Here is an 18287-nt window from a genome sequence, read left to right on the forward strand (position 1 = left end):
CAATTCCGGACGGAAAACCGTTTCGCACTTTTCCTGGAATTGCTCTAGGGTTTGCATCATGAACGATCAGCCCTTCGATCTCGATCCCGCCGTCATCGACCGCTTCGTGGCCATCGTCGGCGACAAATATGCGCTGCGCGACCAGGCCGATATCGCGCCTTACATCACCGAGCGGCGCGGCCTTTGGCATGGCCGCACATCGCTGGTGTTGAGGCCGGGCAGCGTCGAGGAAGTGCGCCGCATCATGCGTCTTGCGACCGAGACCGGAACGCCGGTCGTGCCGCAGAGCGGCAACACCGGGCTGGTCGGCGCCCAGGTGCCGGACAAATCCGGCCACGACATCGTGCTGTCGCTGTCACGGCTGAACCGCATCCGCGAGATCGATGTCTTGTCGAATACGGTGACCGCCGAGGCCGGCGTGATCCTGCAGACGCTGCAGGAAGCGGCCGACGCCGCCGGCCGGCTGTTTCCGCTGTCTCTCGCGGCCCAAGGCTCCTGCCAGATTGGCGGCAATCTGTCCTCCAATGCCGGCGGCACCGGCGTGCTTGCTTACGGCAATGCGCGCGAGCTCTGCCTCGGCGTCGAAGTCGTGCTGCCGACCGGCGAGGTGTTCGACGACCTTCGCAAATTGAAGAAGGACAACACCGGCTACGATCTGAAAAACCTCTTCGTCGGCGCCGAAGGCACGCTCGGCATCATCACCGCCGCGGTGCTGAAGCTTTTCCCGAAGCCGAAGGGCAGGGAGGTCGCCTTTGCCGGGCTGCCGTCGTCCCCGCAGGACGCGCTTTCGCTATTCACCTTGGCGATGGACCGCGCCGGCGCTTCGCTCACCGCTTTCGAGTTGATCGCCAAGAGGCCCTACGACTTCACGCTCAAGCACGGGCAAGGCATTACCCGGCCGCTGGCCGACGACTGGCCGTGGTATGTGCTGATGCAGGTCTCGTCCGGCCGTTCCGAAGAAGACGGCAAGGCGCTGATCGAGGAGATTCTTTCGGCCGGCCTGGAGCAGGGCATCGTCGGCGACGCGGTGGTGTCGGCAAGCCTTGCCCAGGGCGACGCCTTCTGGAATTTCCGCGAGACGCTGCCCGAATGCCAGAAGCCGGAGGGCGCCTCGATCAAGCACGACATCTCGGTGCCGATCGCCTCGATCCCGGAGTTCATCGAAAAGGCGGCCGGCGTGGTGGAGGGGGTCTGCCCCGGGGCGCGCGTGGTCTGCTTCGGCCACATGGGCGACGGTAATCTGCACTACAACATCTCGCGTCCCGTGGACTGGCAGGACGAGGCGTTCCTCGACCTCTACCACCCCATGAACAAGGCGGTGCACGACGTCGTGCGCTCCTTCCATGGCTCGATCTCGGCCGAGCACGGCATCGGTCAATTGAAGCGCGACGAACTGATCGCCACGGCGCCGCCGATGGCGATCGATTTGATGCGCCGGGTGAAGGCTGCCTTCGATCCGGCCGGCATCATGAATCCCGGTAAGGTTATCTGATCCTTCCCATATCTGGTGGCCAGTCGCATTCCGATAACCATCCCTGAGATCAGCAAAATTTAACCGACTTTCTTAAGCGCGCCGGTAAGAAGCGAGCGCTAATGTTTCTTCCCATAACGAGGCCGGAAAAACCGGCCCTGAGAGAACCGGAAAAACGGCCCTCAGGAATAACAGGGAAGACATCGATGAACACTGGACTGAAGCCAGTCTGGGCCGGGCGCAATATGCGCCTCGACCCGTTTCGCCTGCCGCAGATGGTGAGCTATGCCACCCGCGACGACTATGGCGATGTGACCTTCACCATCGACCAGCGCGGCGCCGTCATCCGCCGCATGCTGGAGATGAGCGGCGTGCCGGCGATCATCGCGCTGCCCCCCAATGCGTTCCGCGGCGTCGCCGCGCGCGCCATGGAGGATCCGGACGGCAACGTCACGGTGACGCTGGAACTGCTGCACAATGATCCGATGCTGTCGGTGCCGCTTCTGGTCGCCGACGACCTCGACGACGTCGCCGCCGACTGGCGCGCCTGGGCCGATGCCTATCGCCTGCCGATGCTGCTGATCGAGGCCGACGGCATTGCCCGCACACTGGAAGAATCGCTCGGCGCCGCCATCAAGGCGCTGCCGCCGCAGGAGCGCCGCAAGGGCCGCGTCTCCAATATGCGCCGCCCGCGCTTCCTTGCCCGCCGCAAGGCCGGCAATCTGGGCCTCAGGCTCGTCATCGACGGCCAGGAGATTATCGCGCGGGAGTAGCGCGGCTTTCCTTCTCCCCTTGCGGGAGAAGGTGGATCGGCGCGAAGCGCCGAGACGGATGAGGGGTGCTCCAGCGGAGTGAGACGTCGGTGTTCCCTGGAGCACCCCTCATCCGTCGCCTTCGGCGACACCTTCTCCCCCAGGGGGAGAAGGGAAGGCGCCCCGCTAAACCAGCGGCTTCAGCCATATCCACACTGACCCGCCGATCAGGCCGAGGAAGATCAGCCAACCGACCTGGTTGTTCGACTTGAACAGTTTCAGGCATTGATCCGGATTGTTGATGTCGAGCCGGATGATCTGGCGCGCCATATGCGCGCCGGCGGCGATCAGCCCGGCGAGCGACACCACGGGCACCTGCGCCGAAGCGAAGGCGATGGCGAAGCAGATGAGCGCGCCGCCATAGAGTCCGGTGAGCCAGGTCTTGGTGTTGTCGCCGAACAGCCGCGCCGTCGAGCGCACGCCGACGATCGCGTCGTCTTCCTTGTCCTGATGCGCATAGATCGTGTCGTAGCCGATCACCCACAGGATCGAGCCGATATAGAGCATGATCGCCGGGTCATCGATGTCGCCGAACTCGACCGCCCAGCCCATCAGCGCGCCCCAGGAGAAGGCAAGCCCCAGCACGAATTGCGGCCAGTTGGTGATGCGCTTCATGAAGGGATAGACGGCCACGATCGCCAGCGAGGCGATGCCGAGCGGAATGGCGAAGCTGTTGAACTGCAACAGCACGGCAAGCCCGATGAGCGCCTGGATGATGACGAAGGTCCAGGCCTGGCGGCGCGTCACCTTGCCGGCGGGCAGCGGCCGCGAGCGGGTGCGCTCGACCTGGTTGTCGATTTCCTCGTCGGCGAGGTCGTTGTAGGTGCAGCCGGCGCCGCGCATGGCCACCGCGCCGATGAAGAACAGCAGCAGGTACCAGGGCGCCGGAAGCAGCGTCAGCAGCGGATCGGTCGAACGCGGATAGGCGCCCGCGGCAAGTGCCGCCGACCACCAGCAGGGCCACAGCAGCAGCTGCCAGCCGATCGGCCGGTCCCAGCGCGCGAGCTGCGCGTAGGGCCAGAGCCAGCGCGGCAACACCCGATAGACCCAATGGCCGCTCGGCGCGTCGGCGACACGGCCCTGGATCGCTTTCGACTGGACGGGTTCCATCACGCTGGAGTGGCAGCAGCAAGGGGCGCCGTCAAGCGGACGCAGTGTCGCTTAAGCAGTGAAAACATCGTGACTGGCAAACCATGCCTTGGCGATATCGATGAAGGCCATGGCCGCCTTCGACAGGCGTTGGCGCGTGTCGTGGGTCAGGATGATGCGCTGCATCGGCAGCGGATCCGAGAGCGGTTTGCAGACCAGCGGCAGGCCGTCATAGCTGCGGTCGCCATAGGGCCTTGTATAGCTGACCGCGACGCCGAAGCCGTTGGCCACCATGGAGCGCTGCAATTCGAACGAACTCGTCGTCGCCCGGGCGATTGGCGACAGGCCACGGCTCAGGAAAAGATCCAGCATGTGCTGCCAGCTATGCGGCTGGTCGGTGGTGATCAGCGGATGCTCAGCAAGCTCCGCCAGGCTGACCGCATGCTTGTCCGCCAGCGCATGGCCCGCCGGCAGAAGCGCGTGCGGCCGCAATTCGTGCAGCAGAATGCGCTTGAAATGGCCTGGAAGGCCGAGATCGTAGGTGAGGCCGAGGTCGACGGCGCTGTCGGCGAGGCGCCGCCCCAGCGTGTCGAAGGTCTCGTCGCCGATGATGACCGTGACGGCCGGGCAGCGCTCGGCGAAGGCGCGCATCAGCGCCGGCGCGAAATAGGGCGCCAGGTCCTCGAAGCAGCCCAGCACCAGCTCGCCGCCGATATCGGCATCACGTGATCCGAGCGCGGCGAGCTCGTCCGCCTCGCCAAGCACCTGCCTTGCCTTGGCGACGGCCCTGCGGCCGAAGGATGTCAGCGCAACGCCGCTTCCCCGCTGGCGCACGAACAGCTTCTGGCCAAGCGCATCCTCGACATTGTCGATCGCCACCGAGATCGACGGCTGCGACACATTGAGCGCCGAGGCGGCGGCGGTCACGCTGCCATAGCGGGCCACGGCAACGACATAGCGCAACTGGGTGAGCGTCAGTCTCATAGGCAAAAACTATAAACTAGATGACAAGTTATTATTTTACGCGATGTCTGGCGCTTGCGATAGTCGGGCCACCGAACCGCGAGCAATTCCAGGAAAAGTGTGCAGCGGTTTTCCGTCCGGAATTGCGTCAAACAAAGAGAGACAGAGCGCCATGGCCAGCCCAAAGATCGATGCTTCGACGATTGCCGATTACCAGCGCGACGGCGCTGTCTGCATCCGCGGCGCCTTCAAGGACTGGGTCGATGTCATCGCCGACGGCATCGAACGCAACATTGAGAACCGCAGCGCCACCGCCTCCGACATCGCCGGCGGCAAGGGCAGCTTCTTCGACGATTACTGCAACTGGGAGCGCATCCCGGAATTCGTCAGGATCGTGCGCGAATCGCCGGCCGCCGAGCTCGCCGCCGCCGTCATGCAGTCGCGCAGCGCCCAGTTCTTCCACGATCACGTCCTGGTCAAGGAGCCCGGCACCCAGAAGCCGACGCCGTGGCACCAGGACATTCCCTATTACTTCGTCGACGGCAGCCAGACGGTGAGCTTCTGGATTCCGATCGATCCGGTGAAGGAGGCGACGCTGAGGCTGATCGCCGGCTCGCACAAATGGGAAAAGATGGTGCTGCCGGTGCGCTGGCTGAACGACGACAATTTCTATGCCAGCGAGGGCGACTACCGGCCGGTTCCGGATCCCGACAACGACCCGTCGATGAAGGTGCTCGAATGGGAGATGGAGCCGGGCGACGCCATCCTGTTCGACTTCCGCACCGCCCACGGCGCGCGCGGCAACATGACGTCGGCGCGGCGCCGGGCGCTGTCGCTGCGCTGGGTCGGCGACGACGCGCGTTATGTCGAACGTCCCGGCCGCACCTCGCCGCCCTATCCGGGCCACGACATGAAGCCCGGCCAGAAACTGCGCGAGGACTGGTTTCCAGTCGTTTTCCGGAGCTGAACGGCCCTGCCTCGTCATCCACGGGCGGAGCGGTAGCGAAGCGGACGCGCAGACCCGAGGATCCATTCCGTTACCTTCGCCACAGCGTGCAACGGAGCAGAATTCTGCACTGCAACAGCGCTTCCAAGTCACGGCATGAATTCTATGGTCTGCGCGCGTCGCTTCGCTCCTGCTCCGCCATAGAATGACGAGGTTGGGGCGGAACTGACCGAATGCGGGACCTGTCTCATCACATCTTGATCAGGGCCATGTTCCCGTGCGCAATTGCCGCCAAAATGCCAAGACGCCTTGACCCGTCGCCCGCGGACCAATAGCGGGTTCAGGGAGACGATCAGCAAGAGGTGGCCATGAATGTTCTTCTTCTCGGCTCGGGTGGCCGCGAACATGCGCTCGCCTGGAAGATGTCCGCCTCGCCGCTGCTGACGAAGCTCTATGCCTCACCCGGCAATCCGGGCATCGGCCGTGTCGCCGAGCTGGTCAAGCTCGACGTTGCCGACCATTCTGCCGTCGCGTCCTTCTGCCAGGAAAAGAAGATCGACCTCGTCGTTGTGGGCCCGGAAGGTCCGCTGGTCGCCGGCATCGCCGATGATCTGCGCGCCTGGGGCGTCCGCGTCTTCGGTCCGTCAAAGGCCGCGGCAAGGCTCGAGGGCTCGAAGGGCTTCACCAAGGATCTCTGCGCCAAATTCGACATCCCGACCGCCGCCTATGGCCGCTTCGGCGATCTCGGCACGGCAAAGGCCTATGTCGAGAAGATAGGCGCGCCGATCGTCATCAAGGCCGACGGGCTCGCAGCCGGCAAGGGCGTCACCATCGCCATGACTTTGGAGGAGGCGAACGCCGCGCTGGAGGCCTGTTTCGACGGCGCATTCGGAGCCGCCGGCGCCGAGGTCGTCGTCGAGGAATATCTGACCGGCGAGGAGGCGAGCTTCTTCTGCCTGTGCGACGGCGCCACCGCGCTGCCCTTCGGCACGGCGCAGGACCACAAGCGCGTCGGCGACGGCGACACCGGGCCGAACACTGGCGGCATGGGCGCCTATTCGCCGGCGCCGGTGATGACGCCGGAAATGACCGAGCGCACCATGCGCGAGATCATCGAGCCGACCATGCGCGGCATGGCCGATATCGGCGCGCCCTTTGCCGGCATCCTCTTCGCCGGCTTGATGATCACCGACCAGGGCCCCAAGCTGATCGAGTACAACACCCGCTTCGGCGATCCCGAATGCCAGGTGCTGATGATGCGGCTGAAGGACGATCTGCTCGTCCTGCTCAACGCCGCCGTCGACGGCCAGCTCGCGCATATGTCTATCCGCTGGAGCGATGACACGGCGTTGACCGTGGTGATGGCGGCGAGGGGCTATCCCGGCACGCCGGAAAAGGGCTCGGTCATCCGCGGCCTCGATAAGGCGGAAGGCGAGGGCGTCCAGGTCTTCCACGCCGGCACCGCCATCAACGGCGGCGCGCTGGTCGCCAATGGCGGCCGCGTGCTCAACGTCACCGCGCTCGGCGCCACGGTCGGCGAGGCGCAAGCAAAGGCCTACGCGGCGATCGACCATATCGACTGGCCGCAAGGCTTTTATCGGCACGACATCGGCTGGCAGGCCATCGCACGCGAGAAAGCCGGCGCCTAGAGCGTTTCACGGAATCGCCGAACCGCTCTAAGTCTTTGTTTTACGCAATTCCGGACGGAAAGCCGCTACGCACTTTTCCTGGAATTGCTCTAAGCCGCCTTGCTTCTGCCTGTCCGCGCCCAGGCCGGCAGCCAGTCGCCATGCGCGGCAAGCAGATCGTCGACCAGTGACCAGATCTGGTCGAGATCGAGCTCGGCCGCCGTATGCGGGTCCATCATCGCGGCGTGGTAGATGTGCTCGCGGTTTTCGCTCATCAGCGCCCGCACCGTCAGTTCCTGCACGTTGATGTTGGTGCGGATCAGCGCCGTCAGTTGCGGCGGCAGATCGCCGATGTAAGTGGGCTGGATACCCGAGGCATCGACCAGGCACGGCACTTCCGCGGCGCAGTCGAAAGGCAGCGAGGTGATACAGCCATTGTTGCGCACATTGCCGTAGATCACCGACGGCTCGCCGGTCCATACCGAGTTCATGATCGAGGAGGCGTATTCCCTGGATTGCTCGACCTCGATCCGGTCTGCCGAGCGGTAGGCCTCCGCCTGGCCCTTCCAGCGCTCGATCTGCTCGATGCAGCGTTTCGGGTATTCGTCGAGCGGGATGCCGTATTTCTCGATCAGGTCGCCGCGCCCGTCCTTGATGAAATAGGGCGTGTACTCGGCGAAATGCTCCGAGCTTTCGGTGACGAAATAGCCGAGCCGGGTCAGCATCTCGTAGCGCACCTTGTTCGGGCAGCGCGGGTTCCAGCCGGGCTTCGGCGCGCGGCCCTCGCGATAGGCGCGCACGAGATCGGGATAGAGGTCGCGGTAGGTGCCGTCCGGCTGGCGATGCTCGAACTTGAGATAAAACGCCATGTGGTTGATGCCGGCCGAGCGGTAGCGGATCTCGTCATAGGGAAGGTCGAGGTCGTGCGCCAGTTCCATCGCCGTGCCCTGCACCGAATGGCAGAGACCCACCTGCTTGATCGTGGGATATTTCTCGGCGATCGCCCAGGTGTTGATCGCCATCGGGTTCACATATTGCAGCATGATCGCTTCGGGACAGACGGCGAGCATGTCCTCGCAGATCTTCCACAGATGAGGCACGGTCCTCAGGCCCCGCATGATGCCGCCGACGCCGAGCGTGTCGGCGATCGTCTGGCGCAGGCCGTATTTCTTAGGCACCTCGAAGTCGGTGACGGTGCAGGGCTCATAGCCGCCGATCTGGAAGGCGACGACGACGAAGTCGGCGCCTTTCAATGCCTTGCGCTGGTCGGAATAGGTCTCGGCCTTGGCCTTGACGCCCAGCGTCGCGATCAGCTTGTTGACGACGACGGCGCTTTCTTCCAGCCGCTGCGGATTGATGTCCATCAGCGCGATCGTCGCGCCCGACAGCGCCGGACGCTGCAGCACGTCGCCGACGATGTTCTTCATGAACACCGTCGAGCCGGCGCCGATGAACGTGATCCTGGGATTCCTTGCCACTGTAAGCCTCCGGCACTTTTGCTACGCCACGTCGAAGGCGGCCCTGACGAGCCGTTCGGTGTAGGCGGTCTTGGGATTGGAAAGGACCTCGTCGACAGGTCCCTGCTCGACGATCTTGCCATGCTGCATGACGATGACGCGGTGGCACAGCGCCCGCACCACCTTGAGGTCGTGCGAGATGAACAGGTAGCTCAGGCCGCGCTCGTCCTGCAGCTTGCGCAGCAGGTCGATGATCTGCGCCTGCACCGAGAGGTCGAGCGCCGAAGTCGGCTCGTCGAGCAGGATGAATTCGGGCTCCAGCGCGATGGCGCGGGCGATCGCGATGCGCTGCCGCTGGCCGCCGGAAAATTCGTGCGGGAAGCGCGACAGGATGTTGCCGGGCATGCCGGCGCTGACCAGCGCCTCGCGCACGCGGTCGACCCGTTCGCGCCGCGTCGCGCCCAACCTGTTGACGACCAATCCTTCCTCGATGATCTGGCCGATCGTCATGCGCGGATTGAGCGAGGAGAACGGGTCCTGGAAGACGATCTGCATGCGCGAGCGCAGCGGCCGCATTTCGGCGCGTGTCAGCTTCTGGATCGGCTGGCCATCGAAGCGGATCTCACCACGTTTGGCATCCTGCAACCGGAGCAGCGCCTGGCCGAATGTGGTCTTGCCGGAGCCAGATTCGCCGACCAGTCCCAGCGTCTCGTGACGGCAAAGCTTCAGGTCGAGGTCGTCGACCGCGACCAGTTCGCGCCAGTCCGGCTTGAGGAATGAGCCGTGGCGCAACATGAAGCAGACGCGCACGCCGTTCGCCTCGAGGATGGTGCCGCTGCCCTGCGGCAGCGGCTGCGGCCGCCCGCGCGGCTCCGAGGCGAGAAGCCGCTGCGTATAGGGATGCCGCGGCTCGGCGAACAGCCGCTCGGTGACGTTGTGCTCGCACATCTCGCCATGCTGCATGACATAGACATAGTCGGAGAACTTGCGCACGACGGTGAGGTCGTGCGTGATCAGGATCACCGCCATCCGCAGCTCTTTTTGCAGGTTGCGGATCAGGTTCAGGATCTGCGCCTGCACCGTGACGTCGAGCGCCGTGGTCGGCTCGTCGGCGATCAGCACGTCCGGCTCGTTGGCCAAGGCCATGGCGATCATCACGCGCTGCCGCTGGCCGCCCGACAGCTGGTGCGGATACTGCTTGAGCCGCGCTTCCGGCTCGGGGATCTGGACATGCCGCAGGAGCTCGAGCGCGCGCGCCCAGGCTTGCCTGCGGCTCATCTTGCGATGCACCCGGATCGCCTCGACGATCTGGCTTCCGACCGTGTAGATCGGATTGAGCGAACTCATCGGCTCCTGGAAGATCATCGAGATGCGGTTGCCGCGCAGCTTGCGCCGCGCGCTTTCCGCGAACTTCAGGATGTCCTGCCCGCAATAGTCGATGCTGGACCGCGGCGACACGGTCGCCCGGCGAGACAAGAGGCCCATGACCGTGCGCGCCGTCACCGACTTGCCGGAGCCGGATTCGCCGACGATGGCGATCGTCTCGCCGCGATAGAGCTGGAACGAGATGTCCTTCACCGCCTCGACGGTGCCGTGCTCGACCTTGAAGGCGACCTCGATGTTGCGGGCGTCGATGACTGGCTGGTCGTGCCGACCATTGTGGTCGTACCGGACGGCCGGAGCAAAATTGTCTGCGAGCGCGATCGTCGTCATCCGGCCACCTCAATAGGGATCGACGGCATCGCGCAGGCCGTCGCCCAGCGCGTTGAAGGCAAAGACTGTGATCAGCACGAAGCCGACTGGCGACAGGATCCACGGATAGGTGCCGATGACCGAATAGGTCGCGGTGTCCTGCAGCATCAGCCCCCACGAGATCAGCGGCGGCTTCACCGCGAAGCCGAGGAAGCCGAGGAAGGATTCGAGCAGCACCACCGTCGGGATCGCCAGTGTCACCGCGACGATCACGTGGCTCATCACATTGGGGAAGATGTGTTGCATGATGATGCGCCGGTCGGTGGCGCCGACCGCCATGGCGGCGCGCACATAGTCGATCCGCGCCAGCGCCAGCGTCTTGCCGCGCACCTCGCGCGACATCTGCGCCCAGCCCAGCGCCGACATGACGATGATGACGAAGCCAAGGAAGACATTGGTCGGCGCGGTGACCGGGATCAGCGTCGTCAGCGCGAGGTAAAGCGGCAGTTGCGGGAAGGCAAGCACAAGCTCGACGAAGCGCTGCATCCAGACGTCGAACTTGCCGCCGAAATAGCCGGAGATCATGCCGATGCTGGTGCCGATGACCGTGATGATGAAGACTACCGTCAGCGCGATCATCAGCGACACACGCGAGCCGTGGATGGCGCGTGACAGCACGTCGCGGCCGAACTTGTCGGTGCCGAGGAAATGCACCGGCTGGCCGTCCATCGAGGCGAAGAAATGCCGGTTCGCCGGGATGAGGCCGAGAAGCTTGTAGGGAGCGCCCTCGACGAAGAAGCCGAGCAGCCTTGGATGGTCGTAGTCGGGGCCGACGATCGGCTGGAAGGTGACCGGATCGAGATCGGCCGAATCGGACAGCGCATAGACCCGCGGCCGCGCGACGAAATTGCCGTCCTTGTCGTGGAAAACAGGCACTTGCGGCGGCGCGAAGGCGACGTCGGTCGCCTTGGGGTCCATCGGCGCCAGGAATTCGGCGAACACCGCCATGACCAGCAGCAGCACCACCAGGCAAAGCCCGGCCATGCCGGTCCAGGAACGCTTCAGCCGGCGCCAGACAAGCGCGATGTAGCTCTCGTTGCCATGCGCGGGTCCGGCCACCGCGACGCCTTCGGTCGGCAAGGGCGTGAGGGATGGGGGCGGCGGTGAGGGGTCGCGGGCCAGCATCTAGCGCTCCCCGAACTGGCGAATGCGCGGGTCGAGCAGGACGAGGAGCATGTCGGCGACGATGTTGCCGACAATCAGCGTCGCCGACAGCACCATCATGAAGGTGGCCGTGACATAGACGTCGCCGACCGCCATCGAACCGACGATCGCCGGACCGACGGTCGGCAGTGCGAAGATGATCGCCGTTTCGATCTCGCCGGTCAGCATATAGGGCAGCACCACGCCCTGATACATCACCAGCGGATGCAGCGCGTTGGGCACGGCATGCCGCATGACGACGGCGCCGCCGGTCAGGCCCTTGGCCTTGGCCGTCTCGACATATTGGGCGTTGAGCGTGTCGAGCAGGTTGCCGCGCATCACGCGCATATTGTAGGCGAGGCCGCCGAAGGTCGCGATCGCCACCACCGGCCAGACATGCTTGACCAGGTCGACGAACTTCGCCCACGACCACGGCGCGCCGCCATATTGCGGCGAGAAGAACGAGCCGATCTCCGAAACGTTGAACTGGAAGACCAGGAGATAGACGATGATCAGCGCCATCAGGAAGCGCGGCACCGTCATGCCGAGGAACGAGATCGCCGAAAGTGTCGTGTCGATCCAGGAATATTGCCGCGTCGCCGCCCATATGCCGAAGGTGATGCCAAGCACCGAGGCGAGCAGATGGCAGACCAGCGCCAGAAGCAAGGTGCGCGGCAAGCGCTCGCCCACCACATCGGCCACCGGCTTGTTGTAGTAGAGGCTGTAGCCGAAATCGCCGCGGGTGACGATGCCGCCGATCCAGTTGAGGTACTGGACGGGCAGCGGCTTATCGAGGCCGTGCTCTACACGGTAGGCCTGCGCCTGCGCGTCGGCTTCGGCGAAGGACGCGCCGCCCTGGTTGATCAACTGCGAGCGGATGTAGTCTGCATAGTCGCCGGGTGGCGCCTGGATGATGGCGAAGGTGACCAGGCTCAGGATGAGGAGGACCGGAAGCGCCGACGCTATGCGCATGAGCAGGAATCGCAGCATGGACGGTCCGCTTCCTTTTTTGACCGGTCGCTCCCTCGGGTGCGTTCGGAGGTTTCGTTTGTCCGGCCGCGCCGCGACGCGGCCGGACGTCTCTTGGTCAGGGGAGGTAGACCTTACATCGGACCCTTGTCACCCGGCTTGCCGGGAAGCTCTTCGGGGAACAATTCATATTTCGCCTGTTTGTCGGCCGCGACGAAAACCCGTTCGCGGATGATCGAATCCTCGGCCCAGTTGAACATGAAGATCGGCGTGCCCTGCGGGATGTTGGAGAAGCGCTTGTTGACGATCAGCGCGCCCGGATATTCCGTCAGGCCGATATTGTAGACATGTTCGGTCGAGATCTTCTGGAATTTCTTCATCAGGCTGGCGCGCTCGTCATTGTTTGACGAGGAGACGAACTTGTTGATGATATCGACAAGGTCCTTTTCGAAGGGCATCAGGTCGACCACGCCGCTTTCGGGCGCGCGGTGATCCCAGCTGGTTTTGGGGCCGACGGGCGCGAGTTGCACGGTGTTCTGCACGACGGAAGTCAGCTCCTGCTCGTTGCGCCGGATCAGCCAGTCGAAGCGGCCGGAATATTGCGTGGCGTCGCGCTGGGTGCCGTTAAGTCCGTTGAGCACGACCCGCAAGCCCAGTTTCTCCATCTGCGCCACCACGCCTTCGGCGAGGCTCTTGTCGGTCGTGTAGTCGTTGTTGACCAGCATCACGATCTCGACATTCTTGCCGCCGGCGGTGCCCGCCGGGAAATTCACGAAACCGTCGCCGTCGGTATCCTTGAGACCGGCCTTGGCGAGCTCGGCCTTGGCGCCTTCGAGATCGAACGGATAGTACACCGTCGACTTGCGGTCATAGAAGCTGGTGCCGGAGGAGAAGCCGCCGGGATAGATGGCGGTGAACGGCCCCTTGACCAGTGACCCGCCCAGCGCCTTGCGGTCGATCGCCATGGTCACGGCCTTGCGGAAATCCTCGTTACGGTTCAGCTCGCGGATCGCCTGGCCACGCTCGTCCGGGTTGCCCCAGCCATTGGCGGAGAAGTTCAAGCGCAGATTGTAGCCGATCAGCCGCGGACCGAATGCGAGCCTGGCCGGCGCATTGGCTTCCGCCGCTCGTTTCAGCGAGGCGACGAAATTCTCCGGTTGCTCGAGATTGGAGAAGTCTCCGGAGCCCGCCACCGCCTGGACGTCGCGGTCGGCCCAGGTCGACAGCTTGTAGTGCAACTCGTTGAGATAAGGCAGCTGGTTGCCCTTCTCGTCCACCTTCCAATAGTAGGGGTTGCGGCGCATGACGATGATGTCGTCCGGCCGGTACTCGACCGGTACCCAGGCGCCCATGACCGGCATGTTCATATATTCGGGCGGGAAGGCGTTCTTGAACTGGTCGTAGGTGTTCTTCGAATATTTCGGATGCTGTGGCTTCAGGATATGCGACGGGCCGGGGCAGAAGGTGCCGTAGGCCATCGCATAGAGATATTGCCGCGGGAAGGCGTCCTTGAACGTCCACTCGACGGTGTTGTCGTCGATCTTCTTCAGCGTCGTGCCGACGCCGAAGGTTTCGGGCGTGGCGCCGTTCAGCGGCGAGACGTTTGGATCGACCACCTCGTCGTCCCAGTAGAACATGACGTCGTCGGCGTTGAAGGGAGCGCCGTCGGACCATTTGGCGCCTTCGATCAGATGCATGGTCAGCTTGTGGCCGTCGCTCGACCAGTCCCAGCTCTTGGCGAGGTTGGGCAGCGGCTCGGTGTCCTTGGCCTCGACCTGGAACAGCGGCGCCGTGCGCGTCAGGCATTCGGACAGGCCGATGTCGATGCCGCCCCAGCCTTGCGTCTGGCCGGCGCCGTAGTTCCAGCCTTCCGGCCTGCCGCCGATGACGTGGCGCATCGTATCACCGTAGACGCCGATGCCGTCCGGCATGTTGCCGGTCTTGAAGACCAGCGGTTCCTTGGGCAGGCGGTCCTTGACCGGCGGCAGCTTGCCGGTCTTGACGTATCTCTCCGTCACCCACTCCGGCTCGTGATATTGCGGCAGCGCCTTGAACTCCAGGATGGAATCGCGCGCCACATAGTGGATCTTGCCTTCGGCCGGAAACGTCGCCGGCTCGGGCGGGATCGTCGGTTCGGATGCCAAGGCGTATGCCGGAATGGCAACGCTCATCGCCAGTCCGGCGGCAAAGCCTATTCTGCGTAAGGTCCTCATCGTCTCCTCCCAGTTGTTTGGACGCCTGCTGCTGCCCGCTTCTTGTTCTGAATGGCCGACTTTGGCGGACGTACCTCCTGCGCGTCCGTCAGCATGCCCGGGCGATCTCAGCCGGCCTGTTTGAGCGCCGCCTTTTCGGCGCGCAATTCCTCGATCGAACGCACGCTCCGCCGCGCCGCGCCCGCCCATTCGCGGGTCTTGACCTTGGATTTCGAAAGCCGCTCCTTCGCCGCCGGAATGGCATCGGCATATTGCGGCAGCCATTGAGCCTGGGCGACGACCATCTCGTCCACCATCTGCCAGACTTCTTCCGGGGTCGACACGGCGCCCACCAGCGGATCGTGCAGCACGGCGAGCTTCAAGAGGTCGATGTCGCCGGAAATGGCCGCATGCACCGACATGCGTTGCACGTTGATCGAAGCCATGCAGGTTGCGGCGCAGGCCTCCGGCAGCGTGATGCCGGCCGCCATGTTGATGCCGAAACGGTCGACGAAGCCGGGCGATTCGATGATGGCGTCCTGCGGCAGGTTGGTGATCACGCCGTCGTTCTTGACGTTGAAATGGCCGCGATAGACGCGGTTGGTCTCCAGCGCCTCGAGGATGCGGCTGGCATGCTCGTTCGAGCGCTTCGCCGGGTCGATCGGCTTCGAGGCCGCTTCGAGGAATTGCGGATATTCGGTCTCGAACCAGTTGCGGGTCTCGGTCGAGTAGCGCAGGTAGCCGCCGGTCTCGCCATGGATCCAGTCGGACATGTCGATCCAGCGCGTGATCTCGTCGGGCCGCTTGCGATACCAGGGCAGATATTCCGACAGATGGCCGTTGCTTTCGGTCGAATAGACGCCGAAACGCTTCAAAACGTCGATGCGCAGCTTCTCCTGCTTCGAATAGACCGGATGCGCCTCGAAGGCGGCGACCAGCTCGTCCTTGCCGATCTGCCGGCCGTTCAGCCTGAGCCCGATGAACCAGGTCTGGTGGTTGATGCCGGAGCAGACATAGTCGAGCTCCCGAGGCGACTTCGCGCCGAGCACTTCGGCGATCTGTTCGGCGCCATGCTGCACGCCGTGGCAGAGCCCGACCGTGTCGACCTTGCCGTATTCGATCGCGGCCCAGGTGTTCATCGCCATCGGGTTGGCGTAGTTGAGGAACTTGGCGTTCGTGTCGGCGACTTCGCGGATATCCCGGCAGAAGTCGAGGATCACCGGGATATTGCGCTGGCCGTAGAGGATGCCGCCGGCGCAGATCGTGTCGCCGACGCATTGGTCGATGCCATATTTCAGCGGGATGCGGATGTCGTCGGCATAGGCTTCAAGCCCGCCGACGCGCACGCAGCTGATGATGTAGCGCGCGCCCTCCAGCGCCTCGCGGCGGTTCGTGGTCGCCGTCACCTTGGTCGGCAATTTGTTCGCCTCGACGATCCGGTCGAGGATCGCCTTGATCATGCCGAGATTGTGCTCGCTGACATCGGTCAGCGCGAATTCGATGTCCTTGAATTCCGGCACGCACAGGATGTCGGTGAACAGCTTCTTGGTGAATCCGACGCTGCCGGCGCCGATAATAGCGATTTTGAAACTCATCACCTTCACCTCGATCCAATCGAATGCTAGGCAAGGAGCAACAAGGGAGGATATGGCCGCACGCAACAGCGCGCCCGCCATTCAAAGCCGGAAATCCGGCTTTTTCTCCTCCCGCCCGCTCCTCGACCGCGGGTCTTTCGCGTCTTTGAGGGCCGGATTATGCGCTTATTCGCCGGCGCGGCCAGAGAAGGATTATGCTTTCGAGGGTAATTTTGTGCTGCGAGACCTGATCGCCAACGGAAAGCTGATGCGCACGATCTCGCTGCCGCGCGGCCGCCAGCGCCTGCATGCCATGCCGACCAGCACCGGCTATGAGCTGCGCGAGGACGAGACCTACGACTGGGACGGCAGGAAGCGCGGCCAGACCCCGTTCACCGTGCTCCAGCATACGATCAGCGGCACCGGCCAATTGCGCTACGAGAGCCGCAACTACCGTCTGCAGGCGAACGACACGCTGCTGGTGCTGGTGCCGCACAATCATCGCTACTGGTTGGCCAAGGGCGACCGCTGGGAATATTTCTGGATCTCGATGAATGGCGAGGAGGCACTGCGCATCCACAAGTCGATCCTCAGCGTTTCGGGCCCGGTGTTCCGGCTGCAGCCGGCCACCGTCGATCACCTTGCCGACTGCAGCCTGCGGCTCATCAAGGGGGCGGGTTCACCGGGCGCCGCGTCGGCGATCGCCTATGAGGCGGCGATGGCGCTTTACGACGACGTCTTCGGCTCGCACGCCTTCGCCGAGAAGCAGAGCGCCATGCAGCCGGTCATCGACCACATCAACGCCAATCTCGACAAGCCGCTGCCGGTGGCGGAGCTGGTCGAGATCAGCGGCCTGAGCCGCGCCCATTTCTCGCGCTGCTTCGCCGAGAGCGAGGGGCTGCCGCCGGCAGAATTTGTTCTGCAGCAGCGGCTGCAGCGCGCGGCGAAGCTGCTCACCAAAGCGGATTTCCTGCCGGTGAAGGAAGTCGCGGTGCTGTGCGGCTTCGAGGACGCGAACTACTTCTCAAAAGTCTTTCGCCGCTGCTACGGCATCAACCCGACGCAGTTCCGCACCACCGGCATGTATGCCAGCCTGGGCAACCATCGTTGATGATGCTTGGGGCTCAGTGTCGCCTGTGGTCGAGAGCGGTCGAAGCAGTATTGACCGGATCGGCCGCCGCGAAAGCCGCATCGATCTGCTCGGGCGTGCGCTGCTCGGTCCGTTTCCAGGCGACATATTGCACGATGCCGAAGCCCGGCCGCTGTGGCACCGTCTTCACCACCGGCATGCGGAATCCGTCGCGGAATCTTTCCCAGCGCGATCCGAGCACGGCGACCATCTCCTCGACGGTCGGCGGCGTCGCCACGTCGGCATAGGTGATGGTCACCTTGCCGGCCAGCGCCGTCTCACGTGGTACCGGCACCGGGATCGAGGCGAGGTAGTCGGCCGGCACGTCGAGCAGTCCGCCAAAGGCCCATTCCTGGCGCAGTTCGTCGGCGCTCATCGGCGCGACGGAAACGTCGATGTCGTGGGGCGTGCCCGGCACGCGATAGGGGCAGCGGAAACGGCCGCAATTGGCCTGCGCCGAAAATTGCCACAGCGCATAGCCCTGCCAGTTGCCCATCGGGAAATGCACGTCGATGTCCGGCTTGTAGCGCGCATACCAGAGCGGCAGCCGCGACAGCAGGCGGTACTGGTAACGGTTGTCGGCGATGTACTGGGCCGTCTTGCCGTTGACATAGAGGACCGGGAAACGGCCGAGGCGACGATGCACCTGGCGCACGAATTCCTCCGCGTCCTCCAGCGACATCCATTGCGTGGCATCGATGCCTTCGATGTCGAGGGCCATCAGCTCATCCGGAGCCGGTTCGGCGAAATCGATGAAATTGTTGGCCTGCTCGACCGGGTTGCCGGGGCGGGCGAGATGATAGGCGCCCCATTTCAGGCCGAGCGCCTTGGCCACCACCTTGCGCGTCTGGAACAATTCGCGCGTCACCGCATAGCGCTTCCATTGCGCCTTGCAGAGTTTGACGTCGGCCTCGGCCCCGAAGCAGAAGTAAGGTGGCGGCAGCCCGTCGGACGCCTTGTTGATGAAGCCGGCGATGCGCTTGTCGGTGACGAGCTGCTGCCAGTCGATGGAATTGTATTCGTAGGCGTCGATCACCAGCGGGCGGTCGGCATTCTTCCACGGCTCGGAGAAATCCGAGGCCTGTGCCGCCGTGCCAAGCGCAACCGCCGCCGCGAGAAGCGCCAGGCGGCGAAGAGGGCGCGCCGGCTTTTTCAATCAGGG

The 18287-nt window shown here is 64.1% G+C and carries 14 protein-coding genes; 5 read left to right on the plus strand and 9 right to left on the minus strand.

The window, feature by feature from the left end; genetic code table 11:
* The first annotated feature begins 58 nt into the window (after positions 1 to 58).
* Both WDX12_RS19600 and WDX12_RS19605 read left to right on the plus strand, forming a co-directional pair.
* On the plus strand, positions 59 to 1492 hold the full coding sequence (locus WDX12_RS19600) for an FAD-binding oxidoreductase (protein WP_434721669.1): 1434 nt from the start codon (positions 59 to 61) through the stop codon (positions 1490 to 1492).
* A gap of 185 nt (positions 1493 to 1677) precedes the next feature.
* Positions 1678 to 2244, plus strand: a complete 567-nt coding sequence (locus WDX12_RS19605) for a DUF6101 family protein (protein ID WP_320211926.1) — start codon at positions 1678 to 1680, stop codon at positions 2242 to 2244.
* Between the two features lie 165 nt (positions 2245 to 2409).
* On the opposite strand, the gene ubiA is transcribed toward WDX12_RS19605, so the two are convergent.
* The gene (ubiA, locus tag WDX12_RS19610; RefSeq protein WP_434725678.1) at positions 2410 to 3393 is read right to left on the minus strand and encodes a 4-hydroxybenzoate octaprenyltransferase; all 984 of its coding nucleotides are present in this window, start codon (positions 3391 to 3393) and stop codon (positions 2410 to 2412) included.
* A 51-nt stretch (positions 3394 to 3444) separates the two neighbouring features.
* A complete protein-coding gene (locus WDX12_RS19615; RefSeq protein WP_434721670.1) occupies positions 3445 to 4356 on the minus strand; it encodes a LysR family transcriptional regulator in 912 nt (303 codons plus the stop codon).
* A gap of 151 nt (positions 4357 to 4507) precedes the next feature.
* On the opposite strand from WDX12_RS19615, the gene WDX12_RS19620 reads away from it, so the two are divergent.
* On the plus strand, positions 4508 to 5302 hold the full coding sequence (locus WDX12_RS19620) for a phytanoyl-CoA dioxygenase family protein (protein ID WP_434721671.1): 795 nt from the start codon (positions 4508 to 4510) through the stop codon (positions 5300 to 5302).
* A gap of 347 nt (positions 5303 to 5649) precedes the next feature.
* The gene (gene purD / locus WDX12_RS19625) at positions 5650 to 6930 is read left to right on the plus strand and encodes a phosphoribosylamine--glycine ligase (protein WP_434721672.1); all 1281 of its coding nucleotides are present in this window, start codon (positions 5650 to 5652) and stop codon (positions 6928 to 6930) included.
* 89 nt (positions 6931 to 7019) lie between these two features.
* On the opposite strand, the gene WDX12_RS19630 is transcribed toward purD, so the two are convergent.
* The 6 genes from WDX12_RS19630 to WDX12_RS19655 form a co-directional block, all read right to left on the minus strand.
* Positions 7020 to 8387 carry an alpha-glucosidase/alpha-galactosidase gene (locus WDX12_RS19630; protein ID WP_434721673.1) on the minus strand — a complete coding sequence of 456 codons (1368 nt, stop codon included), beginning with the start codon at positions 8385 to 8387 and terminating at the stop codon, positions 7020 to 7022.
* 21 nt (positions 8388 to 8408) lie between these two features.
* Positions 8409 to 10079 carry an ABC transporter ATP-binding protein gene (locus tag WDX12_RS19635; RefSeq protein ID WP_434721674.1) on the minus strand — a complete coding sequence of 557 codons (1671 nt, stop codon included), beginning with the start codon at positions 10077 to 10079 and terminating at the stop codon, positions 8409 to 8411.
* 9 nt (positions 10080 to 10088) lie between these two features.
* The gene (locus WDX12_RS19640) at positions 10089 to 11243 is read right to left on the minus strand and encodes an ABC transporter permease (RefSeq protein WP_320294724.1); all 1155 of its coding nucleotides are present in this window, start codon (positions 11241 to 11243) and stop codon (positions 10089 to 10091) included.
* Positions 11244 to 12251: an ABC transporter permease gene (locus WDX12_RS19645; protein ID WP_320294725.1), complete on the minus strand. Its 1008-nt coding sequence runs from the start codon at positions 12249 to 12251 to the stop codon at positions 11244 to 11246.
* A gap of 113 nt (positions 12252 to 12364) precedes the next feature.
* On the minus strand, positions 12365 to 14443 hold the full coding sequence (locus WDX12_RS19650; RefSeq protein WP_320294726.1) for an ABC transporter substrate-binding protein: 2079 nt from the start codon (positions 14441 to 14443) through the stop codon (positions 12365 to 12367).
* Positions 14444 to 14550: 107 nt separating this feature from the next.
* Positions 14551 to 16017 carry an alpha-glucosidase/alpha-galactosidase gene (locus tag WDX12_RS19655; RefSeq protein WP_434721675.1) on the minus strand — a complete coding sequence of 489 codons (1467 nt, stop codon included), beginning with the start codon at positions 16015 to 16017 and terminating at the stop codon, positions 14551 to 14553.
* A gap of 247 nt (positions 16018 to 16264) precedes the next feature.
* Here WDX12_RS19655 and WDX12_RS19660 point away from each other — a divergent pair, with 247 nt between their 5' ends.
* A complete protein-coding gene (locus WDX12_RS19660; protein ID WP_434725679.1) occupies positions 16265 to 17107 on the plus strand; it encodes an AraC family ligand binding domain-containing protein in 843 nt (280 codons plus the stop codon).
* Positions 17108 to 17120: 13 nt separating this feature from the next.
* Here the strand turns inward: WDX12_RS19660 and WDX12_RS19665 are convergent, their stop codons facing one another.
* Entirely contained in the window at positions 17121 to 18281 is a 1161-nt protein-coding gene (locus WDX12_RS19665; RefSeq protein WP_434721676.1) for a glycoside hydrolase family 25 protein, read from the minus strand.
* Positions 18282 to 18287: the final 6 nt, after the last annotated feature.

The organism is Mesorhizobium sp. RIZ17, assembly GCF_051127865.1.
Classification (GTDB): Bacteria; Pseudomonadota; Alphaproteobacteria; order Rhizobiales; family Rhizobiaceae; genus Mesorhizobium; species Mesorhizobium humile.

Excerpts from the sequence above, each read along its gene's own strand:
- WDX12_RS19600 (WP_434721669.1), top strand. The coding sequence starts at position 59 with ATGAACGATCAGCCCTTCGATCTCGATCCCGCCGTCATCGACCGCTTC.
- WDX12_RS19605 (WP_320211926.1), top strand. The coding sequence starts at position 1,678 with ATGAACACTGGACTGAAGCCAGTCTGGGCCGGGCGCAATATGCGCCTC.
- ubiA (WP_434725678.1), bottom strand. The coding sequence starts at position 3,393 with ATGGAACCCGTCCAGTCGAAAGCGATCCAGGGCCGTGTCGCCGACGCG.
- WDX12_RS19615 (WP_434721670.1), bottom strand. The coding sequence starts at position 4,356 with ATGAGACTGACGCTCACCCAGTTGCGCTATGTCGTTGCCGTGGCCCGC.
- WDX12_RS19620 (WP_434721671.1), top strand. The coding sequence starts at position 4,508 with ATGGCCAGCCCAAAGATCGATGCTTCGACGATTGCCGATTACCAGCGC.
- purD (WP_434721672.1), top strand. The coding sequence starts at position 5,650 with ATGAATGTTCTTCTTCTCGGCTCGGGTGGCCGCGAACATGCGCTCGCC.
- WDX12_RS19635 (WP_434721674.1), bottom strand. The coding sequence starts at position 10,079 with ATGACGACGATCGCGCTCGCAGACAATTTTGCTCCGGCCGTCCGGTAC.
- WDX12_RS19640 (WP_320294724.1), bottom strand. The coding sequence starts at position 11,243 with ATGCTGGCCCGCGACCCCTCACCGCCGCCCCCATCCCTCACGCCCTTG.
- WDX12_RS19645 (WP_320294725.1), bottom strand. The coding sequence starts at position 12,251 with ATGCTGCGATTCCTGCTCATGCGCATAGCGTCGGCGCTTCCGGTCCTC.
- WDX12_RS19650 (WP_320294726.1), bottom strand. The coding sequence starts at position 14,443 with ATGAGGACCTTACGCAGAATAGGCTTTGCCGCCGGACTGGCGATGAGC.
- WDX12_RS19655 (WP_434721675.1), bottom strand. The coding sequence starts at position 16,017 with ATGAGTTTCAAAATCGCTATTATCGGCGCCGGCAGCGTCGGATTCACC.
- WDX12_RS19660 (WP_434725679.1), top strand. The coding sequence starts at position 16,265 with ATGCGCACGATCTCGCTGCCGCGCGGCCGCCAGCGCCTGCATGCCATG.